The organism is Alicycliphilus denitrificans K601, from assembly GCF_000204645.1.
In the GTDB taxonomy this organism is placed as follows: Bacteria; Pseudomonadota; Gammaproteobacteria; order Burkholderiales; family Burkholderiaceae_C; genus Alicycliphilus; species Alicycliphilus denitrificans.
The window spans coordinates 2,739,027-2,753,728 of sequence record NC_015422.1 but is presented as its reverse complement, the minus strand read 5'-3'; the positions used below and the strand labels follow the sequence as shown (position 1 = coordinate 2,753,728).

The window sequence follows — 14,702 nt, the reverse complement described above, 5'->3', positions numbered from 1 at the left end:
TGCGATCAATCTTTGATTAGGTGGCGGAATTACGATAAATTGTCCTGAATTCGTCATCAATCCACGCTGCCATGCAAGACCTGAACGACATGCTGTATTTCGCCGAGGTGGCCGAGCGCGGCGGCTTTGCCGCTGCCGGGCGGGCGCTGGGCATTCCGAAGTCTCGCCTGTCGCGGCGCGTGGCCGAGCTGGAGGCGCACCTGGGCGTGCGCCTGCTGCAGCGCACCACGCGCACGCTGTCGCTGACCGAGGTGGGCGAGGCGTACCTGCGCCACTGCTTGACGATGCGCGAGTCGGCCCAGGCCGCGGCGGATGCGGTGGCCCAGGTGCGTTCCGAGCCGCGTGGCACCGTGCGCGTGACCTGCCCGGTGACGCTGGCGCAGACGGTGCTGGCCGAGCTGATGCCGCAGTTCCTCGAACGCCACCCGCTGGTGCGCATGGAGATGCAGGTGACGAACCGCGTGGTCAACGTGGTGGAGGAGGGCGTGGACGTGGCCCTGCGCGTGCGCGCCACGCTGGACGAGAGCGGCAGCATGGTGGTCAAGCGCCTGGGCGAGGGCTGCCAGCTGCTGGTGGCCAGCCCCGCGCAGATCGCGCGCCAGGGCATGCCCGGCACGCTGCGGGATCTGGCGCGCATGGACACGCTCGCCATGTCCGCGTCCGAGGGGCGGGCCAGCCTGCGCCTGATCGGGCCGGATGGCCGCGAGGAAACGGTGCAGTTCACCCCGCGCTACGTGGCCGACGACCTGCTCACCCTCAAGCACGCGGCGCTCGCGGGCACGGGCCTGTGCTGGCTGCCCGACTACCTGTGCCTCGCAGAGCTGGAGGCCGGGCAGTTCGTGCGCGTGCTGCCCCAGTGGTCGCAGCCCAAGGGCATCGTGCACGCGGTGTTCGCCTCGCGCCGGGGGCTGTCGCCCGCGGTGCGCGGCTTCCTTGACTTCCTGGGCGAGACCATGCCCGGCAACATGCGGGCGGGCGTCGATAGATGATTTCCGTATAAAGTCAGAAGAATCTATTCGTTGGGGTTTGAAGCCGGGGGCGCAAGAATCCGCCCCATTATGCAAAGGAGCAATGGCATGCCCCCGGTGGCTCTACCCGAAACGCACGCAGGCGCGCGCGCCGTGGTCATCGTGCCGGGCTGGCGCGATTCCGGCCCCGGCCACTGGCAGAGCTTGTGGGCCGAGCGCGTGCCTGGCGCGCGGCGCGTGCTGCAGGCGGACTGGTTCTCGCCCGAGCGCGAGGCCTGGGTGGGCGCGCTGGAGCAGGTCGTGCTGGCCGCGCCGCAGCCGGTGGTGCTCGTCGCGCACAGCCTGGGCTGCATCGCCGCCGTGCACATGCGCCCCGAGGCCGCCGCGCGCGTGAGCGGCGCCCTGCTGGTGGCGCCCGCCGATCCCGAGCGGCGCGCGGTGCTCAGCGATTTCGCGCCCGTGCCCTATGCGCGGCTACCGTACCGCAACATCCTCGTCGCCAGCGACAACGACCCGTACTGCCCCATCCGCCTGGCGGGCGCCTATGCGCGTGCCTGGGGCAGCGAGTTCGTGCGCCTGCCGCAGGCGGGCCATATCAACGTGGAGTCGGGCCACGGGGAATGGCCGCTGGGCTGGGCGCTCCTGCGGTCGCTGCTGCAGGACGCCCTGGCGACGGCCCCTTGCCTGGCTGCGGCCTGATCCTTTCTTTATTCCTCAATCAGATTAATTTAAAAGAATATATTCTTTTGAGTTTTAAGTCGTCCTCTCCACAATCCGTTCACATCTCGCAACGTGGAGAACAACGCAATGAACACTCGGATCAAGACCCTCATCGCTTCCCTGGCCCTGGCGGCCAGCGGGCTCGCATCGGCGCAGGCCAATTCGCTGCTCAACGTCTCCTACGACGTGGCGCGCGAGTTCTACAAGGACTACAACCAGGCCTTCATCGCCCATTACAAGAAGACCAAGGGCGTTGACGTGAAGGTGGACCAGGCCCATGGCGGCTCCAGCGCCCAGGCGCGCGCCGTGAACGATGGCCTGGCTGCCGATGTGGTGACCTTCAACACCACGACCGACGTGCAGTTCCTGGCCGACAACGGCGTGGTGGCCAAGGATTGGGCCAAGAAGTTTCCGAACGACGCATCGCCTACCACGTCCACCATGCTGTTCCTGGTGCGCCACGGCAATCCCAAGAACATCAAGGACTGGAACGATCTGACCCGCCCCGATGTGAAGGTCATCGTGGTTAATCCCAAGACCGGTGGCAACGGCCGCTACGCCTACCTGGGCGCCTGGGGGTCGGTGCGCGAGAAGGGCGGCACCGACGCGCAGGCGGCAGAGTTCGTCGCCAAGCTCTACAAGAACGTGCCCGTGCTGGCCAAGGGCGGGCGCGATGCTACGGCCACCTTCCTGCAGCGCAACATCGGCGACGTGCTGATCACCTTCGAGTCGGAGGTGGTGTCGGTGGAGCGCGAGTTCGGAAAGGGCAAGGTCGATGCGGTCTACCCCTCGGTGAGCATCACGGCCGAGAACCCGGTGGCCGTGGTCGAGCGCACCGTGGCCAAGAAGGGCACGGCGGAACTCGCCAAGGCCTACCTGGACTACCTGTACTCGGACGAGGCGCAGGAGATCGCGGCGCGGCACGCCATCCGCCCGCGCTCCGAGGCGGTGCTCAAAAGGCATGCCGACCAGTTCAAGCCCATCCAGCAGTTCACCGTGGCCAAGTACTTCGGCTCCCTGAGCGATGCGCAGAAGGTGCACTTCAACGACGGCGGCCAGTTCGACAAGCTTTACCAGAGCGGCAAGTAATTTCATGACCACGCTAGCGCTGGGCGCCGCCCAGCCCCGAAAGCGCGCGCCCAGGCGCGTGCTGCCCGGCTTCGGGCTCACGCTGGGCTACACGCTGTTCTACCTGAGCCTCATCGTGCTGATCCCGCTGCTGGCCCTGCTGTTCAAGAGCTTTTCCATGACCTGGCCGCAGTTCTGGGAGGCCGTGGCCGCGCCGCGCGTGCTGGCCTCGTACCGGCTCACGTTCGGCGCCTCGTTCATCGCCGCCTGCGTGAATCTGGTGTTCGGCCTGCTGATCGCCTGGGTGCTGGTGCGCTACCAGTTCCCGGGCAAGAAGGTCGTGGACGCGCTGGTGGATCTGCCGTTCGCCCTGCCCACGGCCGTGGCTGGCATCTCGCTCACCGCGCTGCTGGCGGGCAACGGCTGGGTGGGCCAGTATTTCGAGCCGCTGGGCATACAGCTGGCGTTCAACCCCAATGGCGTGGTGATCGCGCTGATCTTCATCGGCCTGCCCTTCGTGGTGCGCACGGTGCAGCCGGTGCTGGAGGACAGTGAGAAGGAACTGGAGGAGGCCGCGACCAGCCTGGGCGCGACGCGCTGGCAGATCTTCCGCCACGTGATCCTGCCGGGCATCATGCCGGCGCTGCTCACGGGCTTCGCCATGGCCTTCGCGCGCGCCATCGGCGAGTACGGCTCGGTCATCTTCATCGCGGGCAACATGCCCATGGTGTCGGAGATCACGCCGCTCATCATCATCGGCAAGCTGGAGCAGTACGACTACGCGGGCGCCACGGCCGTGGCCGTGGTGATGCTGCTGATCTCCTTCGTCATGCTGCTGGTCATCAACGCGCTGCAGGCCTGGCAGCGGCGCCACGCGGGGATGCCGGCATGAGCGCCGCCGCCCGTACCGCCCCGCGCGCTCGCGCGGGTACGACCGAGGCGCCGTGGGTCCGGTGGCTGCTCACCGGTATCGCCATGGCGTTCCTGCTGCTGTTCCTGGTGCTGCCGCTGGCGGCCGTGTTCACCGAGGCGCTGCGCAAGGGCGTCGATGCCTACCTGGCGGGACTGTCGGAGCCCGATGCCTGGTCCGCCATCCGGCTGACCCTGCTGACCGCGGCCATCGCCGTGCCCCTGAACCTGGTGTTCGGCGTGGCGGGAGCCTGGTGCATCGCCAAGTACGAGTTCAAGGGCAAGGCCTTCCTGACTACGCTGATCGATCTGCCGTTCTCCATCTCGCCCGTGGTGGCGGGCCTGATGTACGTGCTGGTGTTCGGAGCCAACGGCTGGTTCGGCCCCTGGCTGGCCGCGCACGACATCAAGATCATCTTCGCCGTGCCCGGCATCGTGCTGGCCACCGTGTTCGTCACCTTCCCCTTCATCGCGCGCGAGCTGATCCCGCTGATGCAGGCCCAGGGCAACGATGAGGAGCAGGCCGCCATCGTGCTGGGCGCGAGCGGCTGGCAGACCTTCTGGCACGTGACGCTGCCCAACATCAAGTGGGGACTGCTGTACGGCGTGATCCTGTGCAACGCGCGCGCCATGGGCGAGTTCGGCGCGGTGTCGGTGGTCTCGGGCCACATCCGCGGCCAGACCAACACCATCCCGCTGCACGTGGAGATCCTCTACAACGAATACCAGTCGGTCGCGGCGTTCGCCGCTGCCTCGCTGCTGGCGCTGCTGGCCCTGGTCACGCTGGTGATCAAGACGGTGGCCGAGTGGCAGAACGAGCAGCAGCGCAAGGCCGCCACGGAATTGCCGCCTGAGCGTCCGGCTGGCCGCTAAGGCGCATGGGTAAAGCGCAAAAAGCTATTGATTTATGAGCATAGAAATCCGCAACGTCAGCAAGCAGTTCGGCAGCTTCCAGGCCTTGCGCGACGTGAGCCTGGACATCCAGTCGGGCGAGCTGATCGCGCTGCTCGGCCCCTCGGGCTGCGGCAAGACCACGCTCCTGCGCATCATCGCCGGGCTGGAGACGCCCGACACGGGCAGCATCCACTTCAGCGGCGAGAACCAGACCGACGTGCACGTGCGCGAGCGCGGCGTGGGTTTCGTGTTCCAGCACTACGCGCTGTTCCGCCACATGACGGTGCTCGACAACGTGGCCTTCGGCCTGCGCATGAAGCCGCGCAGGGAGCGGCCCAGCGAAGCGCAGATCCGCCAGAAGGTCATGGACCTGCTCAAGCTGGTGCAGCTCGACTGGATCGCCGACCGCTACCCCTCGCAGCTCTCGGGCGGTCAGCGCCAGCGCATCGCCCTGGCGCGCGCGCTGGCGGTGGAGCCCAAGGTGCTGCTGCTCGACGAGCCCTTCGGCGCGCTGGACGCCAAGGTGCGCAAGGAACTGCGCCGCTGGCTGCGCCGCCTGCACGACGAACTGCACGTCACGTCGATCTTCGTGACGCACGACCAGGAGGAGGCGCTGGAGGTGGCCGACCGCGTGGTCGTCATCAACCAGGGCCGCATCGAGCAGCAGGGCACGCCCCAGCAGGTGTGGGACAACCCGGCCAGCCCCTTCGTCTACGGGTTCCTGGGCGACGTGAACCTGTTCAAGGGCCGCGCCAACGACGGCCGCATCCACCTGGACGAGGGCATGCAGCTCGACAGCCCCGAGGCCCGGCATGCCGACGGCGCTCCGGCCTTCGCCTACGTGCGCCCGCACGATCTGGACGTGGAGCGCTACTCCCCGGGCCAGGCGCTCGACGCGCACGGCCGCCCGCGCGGCATCGTGGTGCAGCTGGTGCGCTCCATCGTCGTGGGGCCGATCGCGCGGCTGGAACTAATTCCCGAAGGCAGCACCCAATCGGCGGACAATGCGGCCCCGGATATGCTGATCGAGGCGCAGATCCCGGCGCAGCAGTTCCACGACATGGGGCTGCGCGACGGCGAGATGCTGGTGGTCACGCCACGGCGCGCCAAGGTGTTTCTGGACGAAGCCGCCGGCATCTGAGCCCCGCCTGCTCCTGTGGAGCGGCGCGGCGCCCGGGCCGGCTCTATAGGAAAAAAGAAAAGTGTTGCTGAACTGGATAACGATCGCCCCGCGCCGCACCCTGGCGCTGATAAGCGCCGCCTGCCTGGGGCTGCTGGCCTTTGGCATGTACCTGCAGCATGTGGTGGGCCTGGAGCCATGCCCCATGTGCATCGTGCAGCGCTATGCTCTCATTAGCATAGCTGTCTTCGCAGGCTTGGCAAGCCTTAATGGCAAAAAAGCCTGGTGGATGGGCTGGAGCGTGGCGGCCCTGGCGATGGCGGGCTTCGGCGCCTTCACAGCCGCGCGCCAGAGCTGGCTGCAGTGGTACCCGCCCGAGGTGGCGGTCTGCGGGCGCGACTTCTACGGCATGATCGAGAACTACCCCATCAGCCGCGCGGTCCCGATGATCTTCCGCGGCTCGGGCGACTGCTCGGCGGTGGACTGGACATTCCTGGGCGGCTCCATCGCCAACTGGTCCTTCGTCTGCTTCGTGGTGTTCGCCATGCTGCTGCTGGTGCTGCTGGGCAGCCCGCGGGCCCGGCGCGCATAGCGCCTTGCGCCACCAGCCAGGCAAATACAATTGACAATTGGTGTTCAGGTTGCGCCGGTGCGGCGTGATCCACCGTCACATTGATTCATGGCTTGGCCGAAGGGGGAGCGCCTGCATGCCCGATGCATTGCAGAAATTGCTGGGGCGTCTGCAGGAGCTCAACGAAGTGGGCGCGGCCCTGTCGCGCGAGCGGGACATCGACCTCCTGCTCGAACGCATCCTGGATGCGGCGCAGATGCTCACCCATGCCGACGCCGGCACTCTGTACCGCGTGACCGATGACGGCAGCGCGCTGCGCTTCGCGCTCGTGCGCACCCATTCGCTGGGGCTGCACCAGGGCGGAAGGTCGGGGCAGGCGGTCGATTTCCCGGATTTGCCGCTCTACCTGCCCGACGGGCGAGCGAACGATTCGCTGGTGGCCGTGCACGCCGCCGTGCACGACTGCACGGTGAGCATTGCCGACGCCTGTGGCAGTGCGGACTTCGACTTCGCCGGCTCGCGGGCCTTCGACCAGCGTACGGGCTACCGCTCGTGCTCCTTCCTCACGGTGCCCTTGCGGAACCACGACCACGAGCTGGTCGGCGTGCTGCAGCTCATCAACGCCATCGACCCGGCCACGGGCGCGGTGCAGGCGTTCTCGCAGGAGGACTGCAGCATTGCCGAGTCGCTGGCCTCGCAGGCTGCGATCGCGGTGACGAACCGCCTGCTCATCACGCAGCACGAGCGCCTGTTCGAATCCTTCGTGAGCCTCATCAACCTGGCGATCGACGAGAAGTCGCCCTACACGGGCGGGCACTGCCAGCGCGTTCCGGCCCTGACCATGATGCTGGCCGAGGCCGCCGACGCCACCACCGAGGGGCCGCTTGCGGCGTTCACCATGACCGAGCGCGACCGCTACGAGCTCAAGATGGCGGGCCTGCTGCACGACTGCGGCAAGATCACCACGCCGGTGCACGTGGTGGACAAGGCGACCAAGCTGCAGACCCTCTACGACCGCATCGGCCTCGTGGACACGCGCTTCGAGGTGCTTAAGCGCGACGCCGAGATCGACATGCTGCGCCGCCAGCTCGCGCTGCGCCCGCAGGCCGATGCCGCGGCGGAGGAGCAGCTGCAGCGCGGCCTGCAGTGCCAGCTGCAGGAGCTCGACGGCGAGCGCGCCTTCCTGCGCCACTGCAACCTGGGCAGCGAGGCCATGCTCCCCCACGAGCAGCAGCGGGTGCGCGACATAGGCACGGGGCGCGGCTGGCGCGATCCGCAGGGGCGGCAGGCGAACTTCCTCACGCCGGACGAAATCGAGAACCTGAGCATCCGCTCGGGAACGCTCACGCTGGCCGAGCGCAGCATCGTCAACCACCACATCGTGGCCACGATCAGGATGCTCGAAAGCCTGCCCTGGCCCAAGCACCTGCGCAACGTGCCGGAATACGCGGGCGGCCACCACGAGCGCATGGACGGCAAGGGCTACCCGCGCGGGCTCGTGCGCGAGCAGCTGTCATGGCAGGCGCGCATGCTGGGCCTGGCCGACATCTTCGAGGCGCTCACCGCAGCCGACCGGCCCTACAAGCGGCCCATGACGCTGCCGCAGGCGCTGACCATCATGCGCAAGATGCGCGACAACGGCCACATCGACCCCGACCTGTTCGACGTCTTCGTGCGCGAACGCGTCTACCTGCGCTACGCCCGGCAGTTCCTGGAGCCAGAGCAGGTCGACCTGGACGCGGTGCACGCGCCGGCGCCGTAGCGCCCCGCGGCCAGGGCTTCCCGGCCATCACCTGGCTTTTGCGGTCCCGTTTGGGCCGGAGGACTCCGCGGCTGCCTGCCCGGATGACCAGGTCTGGTCTTGCAGAAAGAACTTGGCGACCATTTCCTTGGTGATCTGCACGGCGCGCTTGAGGCTCAGGTCGATGTGCTCGCTCAGCGCCAGCAGCGCGGGTTCGAGCTTGCGGGCCTGCAGCAGGTCCAGCAGTTGCGCGTGGGCATTGAAGGCGCGCGCGTTCCAGTCGGATTGCTCCAAGTCGATGTGCCGCGCCACGTGGATGCGGCGGGTCACCTGCTCCAGGAACTGGCTCAGCTCCTTGTTGTGCGACATGGCGGTGAGGCGGCGGTGGAATTCCTCGTCGGCCAGCAGCAGGTCGCCAATGGACATGCCGGACGCATGGGCCATCACGCCGTCCCAGTAGGCGCGCAGGCTCTCGATCTCCGCGTCGGTGGCGTTCTGCACCGCCAGGAACAGCGCGCGGCGCTCCAGCGCGATGCGGACCTGGTAGAGGTTGTAGAGCTCCTCCACGCTGATGGCCTTGCGGAAGAACCCCTTGTTCATCACGAAGTCGAGGAAGCCTTCGGCCACCAGGCGGTTCAGGGCTTCGCGCAGCGGCGGGCGGCTCACGCCGAACTCCCGGCCCAGCGCCTGCTCGTTGATGCGCGCGCCGGGACGGAAGTCGTAGCGCATGGCGCGTTCGCGCAGTTCGAGGTACAGGCGCTCGACACTGCTGGCATCGCGTGTCTGTGGCACGTGCGCGCTTTCCTTGTTGGATTTTTTTTTGACAGGCATGGTGCTCTATGGCGATGGGTGACAGCAAGCATTTTAGGCCTGGCGCCCGCCGGACCGGCCGCCCCGGGAGCCGCGCACCATGGGGGATTCCCTATTTTATTGACTTATGTCTTCATAAGTGTCTACACTTTATTGAGAGACTGGTTCTAATGCATTGAAACACCCTCTGGTGGCACATGGATCCAGGCCGGCAAACAGAGACAGGGGAAACTGGGGATGAGCGATCTGAGCGTTGGCAGCCGCCTGCGGGCCGTGGGCCTGGACGACAAGTACACGGCCACCGAGGGCACGGTCTACCTGACCGGCGTGCAGGCCCTGGTGCGCCTGCCCATGATGCAAAAGCGCCGCGACCGCGCGGCGGGCCTGGACACGGCAGGCTACATCACGGGCTACCGGGGCTCGCCCCTGGGCACGTTCGACGACCAACTCGTGAAGGCGCGCAAGCACCTGCAGGCGCACGACGTGGTCTTCGTGCCCGGCGTGAACGAGGACCTGGCCGCCACGGCGGTCTGGGGCAGCCAGATGGCCGAGATTGGCGGGGAAGGGCGCTTCGACGGCGTGTTTTCCATCTGGTACGGCAAGGGGCCGGGCGTGGACCGCTCGGGCGACGCCTTCCGCCACGGCAACCTGGCGGGCAGCTCGAAGAACGGCGGCGTGCTGGTGCTCATGGGCGACGACCACACCTGCGAGTCGTCCACCACCTGCCACCAGAGCGAGTTCGCGCTGGTGGACGCGCAGATGCCCATCCTCTCGCCCGCGGGCGTGCCGGAGCTGATCGAATACGGGCTCTACGGCTGGGCGCTGTCGCGCTACTCGGGCTGCTGGGTGGGCATGAAGTGCATCAAGGACACGGCCGATGCCTCGGGCTCGGTGGAAGTGCACGAGGCCGGCTCGTCCTTCACGTGCCCCGAGCTGCCGGACATGCCGCCGGACGGCCTCAACATCCGCCTGCCGGACACGCCGCACGCGCAGGAATACCGGCTGGTCAACCACAAGCTCGATGCCGTGCGCGCCTTCGCGCGCGCCAACCGCATCGACCGCGTGGCCTTCGGGCGGCGCGAGGGCGCGCGCATCGGCATCGTCACCTCGGGCAAGAGCTGGCTCGACCTGCGCCAGGCGCTGGCCGATCTGGGCATCGACGAGGTGCGCGCGCAGGCGCTGGGCCTGGCGGTCTACAAGGCCGGCCTGGTCTGGCCGCTGGAGCCCGAGGGCATCGCCGAATTCGCGCTGGGGCTGGACAAGGTCATCGTCATCGAGGAAAAGCGCGCGCTGCTGGAGGCGCAGCTCAAGGACATCCTCTACGGCCGCCCTGGCGCGCCGCAGGTCATCGGCAAGAAGGACGAGCGCGGCGCCAAGCTGTTCCGCACCGAACTGGCGCTGGATGCCGCGATGATCGCCCAGGTGCTGGGCCACCGCCTGGCCGAGATCGACCCGGCGCTGCTGGAGGCGACCCACGCGCTCGCGCGCCGCAAGCCCGTGCTGGGCGCGGTGGACGTGATGGCGCGCAGTTTTTACTTCTGCGCGGGCTGCCCGCACAACACCTCCACGCGCATTCCCGAGGGCAGCCGCGGCTACGCGGGCATCGGTTGCTCGTGGATGGCGCAGAGCATGGACCGCGGCACGCTGGGCTACACGCAGATGGGCGCCGAGGGCATGGCCTGGGTGGGCGAGGCGCCGTTCTCCAGGCGCACGCACATGTTCCAGAACATGGGCGACGGCACCTATTTCCACTCGGGCCTGCTCGCCATCCGGGCTGCCGTGGCGGCCAGGACCAACATCACCTTCAAGCTGCTCTACAACGACGCCGTCGCCATGACCGGCGGCCAGCGCCACGACGGCCCGCTGGACCCCGTGCGCATGACCCAGCAGGTGCATGCCGAGGGCGTGGCGCGCATTGCCGTGGTGGTGGACGACCCCGGCAAATACGGCGGCGTGACCGGCTGGGCGCCGGGCGTGACTATCCACCACCGCGATGAGCTGGACGCCGTGCAGCGCGCGCTGCGCGAGGTGCCCGGCACCAGCGTGCTGGTCTACGACCAGACCTGCGCGGCCGAGAAGCGCCGCCGCCGCAAGCGCGGCGAGTTCCCCGATCCCGACATGCGCCTGGTCATCAACGAGGCCGTGTGCGAGGGCTGCGGCGACTGCGGCGCGCAATCCAACTGCGTGGCCGTGGTGCCGGTGGAAACCGAGTTCGGCCGCAAGCGCGCCATCGACCAGTCGGCCTGCAACAAGGACTTCTCGTGCCTCAAGGGCTTTTGCCCCAGCTTTGTCACCGTGCGCGGCGGCAAGCTGAGGAAGGGCAGCGGCACGGGGAGCGACAGTCTCGCATCACCCCTGCCCGAGCCGGCGCTGCCCGACCTGGCGCAGGGCGTCTACAGCCTCGTCATCACCGGCGTGGGCGGCACGGGCGTGGTTACCATCGGCGCGCTGCTGGGCATGGCCGCGCACCTGGAAGGCAAGGGCGTGGGCGTGCTCGACATGGCGGGCCTGGCGCAAAAGGGTGGCTCGGTGTGGACGCACATGCGCTTCGGCGCCAGCCCCCAGGCGATCGCCGCCGTGCGCGTGGCGCCGGGCGGGGCCGACGCGCTGATCGGCTGCGACCTCGTCGTGGCCGCCGCGGGCAACACGCTGACCATGACGCGCAAGGGCGCCACGCGCGCCATCGTCAACACGCAGGAGGTGATGCCCGGCGCCTTCACGCAGAACCCGGACATGCAGTTCCCCGCCAACCCGCTGGTCAAGACCATCGCGCGCGCCATCGGCGAGGGCAACCTGGAGCTGGTGGACGCGGGGCGCCTCGCGCTGGCCCTCTGCGGCGACGCCATCGCCACCAACCTGTTCATGCTCGGCGCCGCGTACCAGCGCGGCCTGGTGCCGGTGAGCGCGCAAGCCATCGAGCGCGCCATCGAACTCAACGGCGCCGCCGTGAAGATGAACCTCGCCGCCTTCCGCTGGGGCCGCCGCCACGCGGTGGATCCGCAAGCCGTGGCGGCCAGCGCGGGCGCCGTGCAGCGCAAGCAGGCCCCCAGCCTGGATGAGGCCGTGCAGCGCCGTGTGGAGTTCCTCACCGGCTACCAGAACGCGGCCTACGCCGCGCGCTTCAAGGCGCTGGTGGATGCGGTGCGCGCGCACGAGTCGCGCGTGTGGCCCGGCCAGGAGCAGTTGACCAGTGCCGTGGCGCAGAGCTTCTTCAAGCTCATGGCCTACAAGGATGAGTACGAGGTGGCGCGCCTCTATGCCGCGCCCGCGTTCCGCGCGCAGATCGATGCGCAGTTCGAGGGCGCGCCGCGCCTGGCCTTCAACCTTGCGCCGCCGCTGCTGGGCCAGAAGAAGCGCGAGTTCGGCGCCTGGATGCTGCCCGCCTTTGGAGTGCTGGCGCGCCTGAAGTTTCTGCGCGGTACGGCGCTCGACCCCTTCGGCCGCACCGAGGAGCGCCGCCACGAGCGCGCCATGATCGACCAGTTCGAAGCCCTGGTGCAGCGCCTGCTGAAGGAGGCGCGGCCCGACCAGCACGAGCTGGCCGTGCAGATCGCCCAGGCGCCCATGAAGGTGCGCGGCTACGGCCATGTGAAGGAAGCCGCCCGCCAGGCCTACGAGGCCGAGCTGGCGCAACTGCTGCAGCGCTGGCAGGAGCCCCAGGTGGTACGCCGCCGCGCCGCGTGATTCTCAAATTTCATAGCTGCCGGCGCTTGCCATGCAATGGTTTCAAGTGATTTTTCATTCAAATCATTGCGCAGCAAGCGCTGGCAGCTCCTGTTTTCATAGTTCCGTGGATTCCCCCATGCCCTCATCGCCCGCTTCCCGCGCGCCCGCCCGCCTGCCTCGCGGCAGCCTGGTGGCGCTGCTCACGCCGTTCACCGACGACCTGCGCATCGACCTGCCGGCGCTGCGCCGCCTGATCGACTGGCACATCGACTCGGGCACGGCGGGCATCGTCATCGCCGGCACCACGGGCGAATGCGCCACGCTCTCGCACACCGAGCACCGCGACCTGCTCGCCGCCGCCGTGGAGCATGCGGCGGGCCGCACGCACGTCATGGCCGGCGTGGGCGCCAATTCCACCGTCGAGGCCGTGGCGCTGGCGCGCTTCGCCGAGGAATGCGGCGCGGATTCGCTGCTCAGCGTGGTGCCGTACTACAACAAGCCCACGCAGCGGGGCCTGGTGGCGCACTTCAGCGCGCAGGCCGACGCCACCGCGCTGCCGCTGGTGCTCTACAACGTGCCGGGCCGCACGGTGGTCGACCTGCAGGTGGCCACCGTGGCCGAACTGGCACGCCACCCTCGCATCGCGGGCATCAAGGATGCGACGGGCGACATGGCCCGCGCGGCCGACATCGCGCTGGCCGTGCCGCCGGGCTTCGCGCAGTACAGCGGCGACGACTTCACCAGCCTGCCCTACCTCGCGCTGGGCGGGCAGGGTGTGATCTCGGTGGTCGCCAACATACTGCCCGCCGAGGTGGCCGCCCTGTGCCGCGCTATGGACGAGGGCGATTGGGCCGGCGCGCGGGCGCGGTTCCTGCGGCTGATGCCGCTCACCTGCGCGCTGTTCGCCGAAAGCAGCCCCGGCCCGGCCAAGCTCGCGGCGCAACTGCGCGGGCTGTGTGCTGGCGCGTTGCGGCTGCCGATGTGCGAGGTGTCGCCCGCCACGGTGGCGGCCGTGCGCACGGCGCTGGAGGCGTGGCCGGCCTGAACGTCAAAAAAGAGAGCTGCCAGCGCTTTATGGACAAGCGCTGACAGCCGTTTTTACTTGAAATTCAGCGCGGCTGCACCCGGCCGCGGTACACCGTCTTCTGGTAGGGCTGGTCGGCGCGCTGCCCGTCCGCCGCGAAGGTGAGCGTGCCCGTCGCGCCCTCGTAGCCGTTGGCGATGGAGCGCAGGGCCTGCTTCACCGCGTCGGGCCGGGTCGTGCCCGCCTGCTGCACCGCGGCGGCCAGCAGGCGCACGCTGTCGTAGGCATAGCCGGTGTACGACGACTTGAAGGGGTGGCCGTACTTCGCCTCGTAGGCCGCCTTGAAGCCCTGGCCCTGCGGGCCCACCGAGCGCACGTCGATGCCGCGCTGGCCCGCTACATGCTCGGGCGCGCTGTCGGTCGTGCACATGGTGTGGTAGATCGCGTACCAGGGCTGGCCCTGGTGCAGGCCCAGCTCGAAGGCCTCACGGTTGATGACGGCGGCCTCCTGGCCGTAGGCGCTGTATACGTAGACGTCGGGCTTGGCGCGCTCCATCTGCTGCAGCTCGCGCCGGTAGGTGGACTGGCCGGCCGTATAGAGCACCTGCGACGCGACCGTGCCGCCCAGCTTTTCGAAGTTCTTCCTGAACTCCGCCGCCACGCCCTGGCCGTAGGCATTGTTGGGGGCGATGAAGGCCACCTTGCGGTGGCCCAGCTCCCACAGGTCCTGCGCGGAAAAGCGCGCCGAGGCGTCGTCCAGCCCGATCACGCTGAAGGCGCCCTCGCCGATGGTGCGCACCGCCGGGCTGGAGCTGCCGTGGTTGACGAAGGGCAGTCCCTCGCGCACCACGTACTGGCCCACGGGAATGGTCAGGCTGGAGGAGTATTCGCCCAGCACCGCCGCCACCTTGTCCACCGACACGAGCTTCTTGGCCGCGTCCAGCGCGGAGACGGCGCGCCCGCCCGTGTCCTCGATCACGAGCTGCAGGGGCTGGCCCAGCACGCCGCCGCGCGCATTGATTTCCTCCAGCGCGATCAGCATGCCGCGGCGCTGGTCCTCGCCGACGCTGGCGCTGGCGCCGGTGAGCGACAGCGTGGCACCGAACTTCACGGGGGCCTGGGCCGTCTGCGCGTGGCTGGCGGCGGGCAGGGCGAGCAGCGCGCAGGTGGCCAGGGCCACGGCGCGGCGGGTCGTGCGATGGGTCATCGGG

The 14,702-nt window shown here is 68.6% G+C and carries 12 protein-coding genes; 10 read left to right on the top strand and 2 right to left on the bottom strand.

Translation table 11 applies throughout. The features are described from left to right. Window positions 1–71: 71 nt before the first annotated feature. The 8 genes from ALIDE2_RS13105 (at window position 72) to ALIDE2_RS13070 (ending at window position 8,012) form a co-directional block, all read left to right on the top strand. Entirely contained in the window at window positions 72–989 is a 918-nt protein-coding gene (locus ALIDE2_RS13105; protein WP_013519277.1) for a LysR family transcriptional regulator, read from the top strand. An 87-nt stretch (window positions 990–1,076) separates the two neighbouring features. After that, on the top strand, window positions 1,077–1,667 hold the full coding sequence (locus ALIDE2_RS13100) for an RBBP9/YdeN family alpha/beta hydrolase (RefSeq protein ID WP_013519276.1): 591 nt from the start codon (window positions 1,077–1,079) through the stop codon (window positions 1,665–1,667). A gap of 108 nt (window positions 1,668–1,775) precedes the next feature. After that, a complete protein-coding gene (locus ALIDE2_RS13095) occupies window positions 1,776–2,777 on the top strand; it encodes a sulfate ABC transporter substrate-binding protein (RefSeq protein ID WP_013519275.1) in 1,002 nt (333 codons plus the stop codon). A 4-nt stretch (window positions 2,778–2,781) separates the two neighbouring features. Further along, the gene (gene cysT / locus ALIDE2_RS13090) at window positions 2,782–3,648 is read left to right on the top strand and encodes a sulfate ABC transporter permease subunit CysT (protein WP_013519274.1); all 867 of its coding nucleotides are present in this window, start codon (window positions 2,782–2,784) and stop codon (window positions 3,646–3,648) included. Then, on the top strand, window positions 3,645–4,538 hold the full coding sequence (cysW, locus tag ALIDE2_RS13085; protein WP_013519273.1) for a sulfate ABC transporter permease subunit CysW: 894 nt from the start codon (window positions 3,645–3,647) through the stop codon (window positions 4,536–4,538). Before cysT ends, cysW begins: the two co-directional genes overlap by 4 nt. Before the next feature lie 34 nt (window positions 4,539–4,572). Continuing rightward, window positions 4,573–5,700 carry a sulfate/molybdate ABC transporter ATP-binding protein gene (locus ALIDE2_RS13080; RefSeq protein WP_013519272.1) on the top strand — a complete coding sequence of 376 codons (1,128 nt, stop codon included), beginning with the start codon at window positions 4,573–4,575 and terminating at the stop codon, window positions 5,698–5,700. Between the two features lie 61 nt (window positions 5,701–5,761). After that, entirely contained in the window at window positions 5,762–6,271 is a 510-nt protein-coding gene (locus tag ALIDE2_RS13075; RefSeq protein WP_013722250.1) for a disulfide bond formation protein B, read from the top strand. Between the two features lie 115 nt (window positions 6,272–6,386). Continuing rightward, complete coding sequence (locus ALIDE2_RS13070) at window positions 6,387–8,012, top strand: HD family phosphohydrolase (protein WP_013519270.1); 1,626 nt, start codon at window positions 6,387–6,389, stop codon at window positions 8,010–8,012. A gap of 27 nt (window positions 8,013–8,039) precedes the next feature. Here ALIDE2_RS13070 and ALIDE2_RS13065 read toward each other — a convergent pair whose 3' ends face one another. After that, window positions 8,040–8,783 (bottom strand): GntR family transcriptional regulator, encoded by a 744-nt coding sequence (locus tag ALIDE2_RS13065; protein WP_238530013.1) that lies wholly within the window; start codon window positions 8,781–8,783, stop codon window positions 8,040–8,042. Between the two features lie 255 nt (window positions 8,784–9,038). Between ALIDE2_RS13065 and ALIDE2_RS13060 the strand changes: the two genes are divergently transcribed. After that, window positions 9,039–12,485 carry an indolepyruvate ferredoxin oxidoreductase family protein gene (locus ALIDE2_RS13060; RefSeq protein ID WP_013722249.1) on the top strand — a complete coding sequence of 1,149 codons (3,447 nt, stop codon included), beginning with the start codon at window positions 9,039–9,041 and terminating at the stop codon, window positions 12,483–12,485. Between the two features lie 118 nt (window positions 12,486–12,603). Further along, complete coding sequence (gene dapA, locus ALIDE2_RS13055; RefSeq protein ID WP_013519267.1) at window positions 12,604–13,512, top strand: 4-hydroxy-tetrahydrodipicolinate synthase; 909 nt, start codon at window positions 12,604–12,606, stop codon at window positions 13,510–13,512. Window positions 13,513–13,576: 64 nt separating this feature from the next. On the opposite strand, the gene ALIDE2_RS13050 is transcribed toward dapA, so the two are convergent. Next, window positions 13,577–14,698 carry an ABC transporter substrate-binding protein gene (locus tag ALIDE2_RS13050; protein ID WP_013722248.1) on the bottom strand — a complete coding sequence of 374 codons (1,122 nt, stop codon included), beginning with the start codon at window positions 14,696–14,698 and terminating at the stop codon, window positions 13,577–13,579. Window positions 14,699–14,702: the final 4 nt, after the last annotated feature.

Bases quoted from the DNA above. Each gene is read 5' to 3' on its own strand.
- ALIDE2_RS13060 (WP_013722249.1), top strand. From the start codon at position 9,039: ATGAGCGATCTGAGCGTTGGCAGCCGCCTGCGGGCCGTGGGCCTGGAC.
- ALIDE2_RS13050 (WP_013722248.1), bottom strand. From the start codon at position 14,698: ATGACCCATCGCACGACCCGCCGCGCCGTGGCCCTGGCCACCTGCGCG.
- ALIDE2_RS13070 (WP_013519270.1), top strand. From the start codon at position 6,387: ATGCCCGATGCATTGCAGAAATTGCTGGGGCGTCTGCAGGAGCTCAAC.
- ALIDE2_RS13100 (WP_013519276.1), top strand. From the start codon at position 1,077: ATGCCCCCGGTGGCTCTACCCGAAACGCACGCAGGCGCGCGCGCCGTG.
- ALIDE2_RS13080 (WP_013519272.1), top strand. From the start codon at position 4,573: ATGAGCATAGAAATCCGCAACGTCAGCAAGCAGTTCGGCAGCTTCCAG.
- ALIDE2_RS13105 (WP_013519277.1), top strand. From the start codon at position 72: ATGCAAGACCTGAACGACATGCTGTATTTCGCCGAGGTGGCCGAGCGC.
- dapA (WP_013519267.1), top strand. From the start codon at position 12,604: ATGCCCTCATCGCCCGCTTCCCGCGCGCCCGCCCGCCTGCCTCGCGGC.
- cysT (WP_013519274.1), top strand. From the start codon at position 2,782: ATGACCACGCTAGCGCTGGGCGCCGCCCAGCCCCGAAAGCGCGCGCCC.
- cysW (WP_013519273.1), top strand. From the start codon at position 3,645: ATGAGCGCCGCCGCCCGTACCGCCCCGCGCGCTCGCGCGGGTACGACC.
- ALIDE2_RS13095 (WP_013519275.1), top strand. From the start codon at position 1,776: ATGAACACTCGGATCAAGACCCTCATCGCTTCCCTGGCCCTGGCGGCC.